This is a genomic window from Pontiella sp., assembly GCF_041622395.1.
Lineage (GTDB): Bacteria > Verrucomicrobiota > Kiritimatiellia > Kiritimatiellales > Pontiellaceae > Pontiella.
Window position 1 is genome coordinate 1 of record NZ_JBFJYW010000323.1, and the last position, 4,136, is coordinate 4,136.

Annotated in this window: 3 protein-coding genes; all 3 read left to right on the plus strand. The window is 58.2% G+C overall.

Going from position 1 to position 4,136, the window contains the following annotated elements:
- Window positions 1–1,011, plus strand: a 1,011-nt coding sequence (locus tag ABYO54_RS14780) for a hypothetical protein (protein WP_372809010.1), incomplete at its 5' end; no start/stop codon positions are given.
- A 214-nt stretch (window positions 1,012–1,225) separates the two neighbouring features.
- Complete coding sequence (locus ABYO54_RS14785; RefSeq protein WP_372809011.1) at window positions 1,226–2,275, plus strand: glycoside hydrolase family protein; 1,050 nt, start codon at window positions 1,226–1,228, stop codon at window positions 2,273–2,275.
- Window positions 2,276–2,661: 386 nt separating this feature from the next.
- A partial coding sequence (locus ABYO54_RS14790) for a hypothetical protein (RefSeq protein WP_372809012.1) occupies window positions 2,662–4,136 on the plus strand: 1,475 nt, incomplete at its 3' end.

The following is a 4,136-nucleotide window of genomic DNA, read 5'->3' on the forward strand; positions in this document are numbered from 1 at the left end:
GAGAAGGCCGGTTTGCTGAAGGAGGCCGTCCTGTTCTATAAGCGCAACCGGGCCGTCTGTTGGGTGGGGATGGTGGTGGTGGTTTTAACGCTGTTGTTCATCGCGGAGTTGCAAAGACGGGTGGTTGAAACCCGCAACGCCCGGGATCTTGCCGAAGCGCACCGGCGCGAGGCCGAGGCCGCGACCACGCTCTATCGCGACGAGCTGACGCGCAATATGCATTTTTTGGAGAGTATGTCGGTCGATCTGGAAGCCGAGTCGTACTTGCTCTCCAGACGGTTGATCTATTCCGATCCCGTGCCGGCGCTCGAGCTCGCGATTCAACGCTCGAAGTTCCTGCTCGAGAATGAAGCGGAAGGCAACGCGGCATCGGCAATCCAATATTGCTACTTCATCAAGCAGGACTTTGCCCAGGTCATTGAGCTCTATGAAAGCCAAGGCCGGGGGAATCGCGACCTCTATGAGCTCAGTCGCGAATATGTGGATAAGAAGGACGGCGAGTTGTTGCCCCTTGACCAGTTGTCGGATCTTCTTACCCGGCTGGGAGGCGGTGCATACAATCGTCGGCAGCTGCTCGAAAAGATGCTTGCGTTCGATTATGCGGTGCGGAAGGAGAAGACCGGGTATGAAAAGCCGGTGCGGGCGGTGCTGGCCGGGTGGAATAGGCGGTGGACGCATGGACGCTTCGAGTACGATCCGCAGCAGAGTTCCTTGCTGTTGCGCGGCGATCAGCTGAAGGAGTTTGCCGTTTTTTCCGAAAACACCTCCGGCGAGAGTCCCCTGCGTTTCATGAGCATCAAAATCATCGATGCGCAGGGAACCGGTCTGAATGATCTCGGACAAATCAATACGCTGCATGTCCAGGAGCTCGATATCCGCCGAACCAAGGTGACCGATCTTTCGCCGGTCCAGCGCTTCCCCGCGTTGAAGAAGCTGATTGTTTCCCGCGGGCGGTTTTTGCCCGAGCAACTCGGGCGGGTCCCGGAACGCGTGCAGGTGCTGGAGCGATAGGGCCCCTTTGCCGTCGCCTGGCCCATCGGTTCGGGGCGGCAAGTGGCTTTTCGAATCCGGATTCGCGGGCAATGCCCAAGGCTGACGCAGTTGATGAATTCCTGCGCCATGTCACTATTTCTTTAAACATGGCGTTATTAAATGCACCGGGGAGTTGTTCCCCGAGAGACCCAACCCTTTTGCGGATGAACCGCCCAGAATCGGAGATCGACAGATGAAAACAGCACCGTGGATTGCAACCTTGCTCGCCCTACCCATGCTTGGCTTGGCCAAACCCTGCGAATTCGAGTTCGAGTATGTGGGGCCGGCCGTACAGACGGAGGGCATGCATGTTTGGGGCTCGTCGCCCGTCATCGGCCCGGATGGAAAGGTGCATCTCTATGTCGCCCAATGGCCGATCGATTCGCAACCGGACTTCGACGGCTGGTTCAAGGATTGCGAGATTGCGCACTATGTCGGCGACAAGCCGGAGGGGCCTTTCGAGTTGGTCCGGGTGGCCGTTCCGGACCAGGACGGCACCTTTAATTCCCCCCATAATCCGACGATTCAGCACATCGACGGCAAATACGTGCTCTGTTTCATTGTGAATGAAAACAACAAGTTGGCGACCCAGCGCATCATCATGTATGTCGCCGACGACCTGAACGACGCCTGGAAACCGGCGGCGGGCGCCGAGCAGGACGGGACGATCCTCCGCAAATCCGCCGAACCCACCGATTGGAACCACACCGCAAAACTGGGGGTCTCGAATCCGTCCCTGATCAAATTCAACGGCAAATACATGCTCTACATCAAAGCTGTGCTTCCGAATGGCGGCGGCTACACCTACGGGGTCGCGGTGTCGGATTCCCTGGAAGGACCTTACAAAAACCACCCGAAAAAGGTGACCCGTGGCGGGATCGAGGATGCCTATGCGTTTACGATGGACGGCACGGTTTATCTGCTTAGCCGCAATTTCGGACACATTAAGGGAGGTTCTCACGGAGGCGGACTCCTTTGGACGTCCGCGGATGGGTTCTGGTTCCCGAAGGACGATGTGGAGCTGTCCTTTGAACCGTTGTCGCACTATGTCGGCACGAAAGAACTGGAAGCCGGCACGAAGTATCGACCGCCCGCGAAAGTGAAGGACTATTCCGGCCGGCTGGAACGTCCGCAGATTCTCATGAAGGATGGGGAACCCGCGTATGTTTATATGGCGACCGGGATCAGCACCCGGGACGGATACGGCAGCTGTTCCCATGTTTTCAAGATGAAGAAAAAGTGAGCCGAGAGGCGTGAGCCGGCGGCGGAGTCCCATGAACCCCGCGCGGTCGAAGCCACACGCCCTGACGGGGCGAATCAATTCGCGTCCTGCGGTGTCCCGTCAGGCATAAAGCCACCTCGTGGCGGCGGCTCTACGGCGATGCCCAGGGCTGAAGTTTGTTGCGCCTTCGGCGCATCGCAAGCCATCGATCCTCTCGGATTCGGGGCCCTCTCCATAAACGTTTAAGCGAACCCGGTTTTCTCGGAAACCGCACCCCGCGAATCAATCGCGTTTTTTTTGCTCTGCTGTCACCCTCGAAGGAATTCCGGCGCTTTCATGGGTACGGAGGCTGTTTCGCGGGATTCGACCCGGGCGGCCAACTAACGGAATTAACTGGAGATGAAACAATGAGGAAGACAGCATTGACCGCAATCCTGGCGATGGGGTTGGGCGGCTTGGCCGGCGCAACCACGATCTTTGACGCAGCGACAGACAATACGGTACTGTTAAACAACGGGGTTGCCGATACGGGATCAATGACGCTCTCGGGGGGGCCGGGGAACCTGGTGCTCACGAATGCCAACGGAAGCTTCAATATGGGAGGTTTTGTAAGCATCGAGCATATCAATGCCCTGAACGCAAGTGACTTGACCGCCACCGATACGGTTACGTTGTCTTTGAGGGTGGATTCGATTGCCGGCACCTGGCGCGCCAATGGCGCTCAGTTTGGAATCGTTGGCGATGCGGCAAATCCCAGTGGAACCAATAACTTCTTGGTTGGGATCGAGGCCGCAAACACCGGATCGGATGTGGCCATCCTATCCTCCTGGATTTCGACCGGGCTGGGATTCGATGCGCAGGAAGCCAGCGTACTCAACGGATTCGGCATGGAGATTGCCGCCAATGTTGCAGGGTACACCATCACGCTCTCGGACATCGTCGTCGCCAACTCCACCGTTGCCGGAATCAACAACGGCGCGACCTCGGCAACCATAAGCGGCAGCTTCGCCCCCGGCGACTTCGTCAATTATTTCGGCAACGGCCATTTGTATTTTGCCGCACAACGGTATAACACCAGCCCGGCAACCGATCCGCTGGTGACCACGATCAGCGAAGCGAGCATCGCGGTCGAGACCCAAACCAATCCGCTGCTGGCCGTGGCTCCGGGCATGCTCTCCCTCGAACTTCTTGCCCCCGACACGAGCGTAGCCGGCACCCTCGCCGCGTCGTATAGCGTCGGTGCAAATTCCTCGAGCGATATCGAGGTCGTTTCGCTGGTGGCCGATGCCGGGTTCAGTGCCTCCATGGGCAGCACGACCCTCGGATTGGGCAACCCGGACGAAGAGATCATCGTCACCTTCAACAATTCCGTCGGACTTACCAACCTCGGGGACACCACGAATTCCACGCTGGTCGTCACCTGGACCGAGGTGGGTTCCGGGGTAACCAATACCGCGGAAGTCGCGTTGGATGTCACCTATATCCCGGAAGCGCCTTCCGCGCCGGATCATGGTTTGGTTGTCTTTGAAGCGTCGACAGGCAATACGACGCTGTTCAGCAACAACGTTAAAGGGGATGATTCCAATGTCGCGCTTTCGGGGGCTTCTCCGGATCTGCTGCTTGCGGTGGATGGCGGCGATTTCTTCTCGGGCGGATTTGCGAGCACCGAATCCATCGAAACCCTGCTGGGGGCTGCCCTGACCTCCAACGACACGGTAATGATCAGTCTGACGGTAGATTCCGTAACCCATACCGGCAGCTCGGAGCTCCGGTCGCGAGGGATCGAGTTCGGCATGTCGGCGGAAGCCATTTCGAGCGGTGGAGGCTCCGCGAGCAATTTCGTCGTGCGCATCGGCGGTGCCGGCAATGGGACCGTCATTCA

What these genes read in the sequence shown, in the direction of transcription:
- ABYO54_RS14785 (WP_372809011.1), top strand. Translation starts at nt 1,226, where the DNA reads ATGAAAACAGCACCGTGGATTGCAACCTTGCTCGCCCTACCCATGCTT.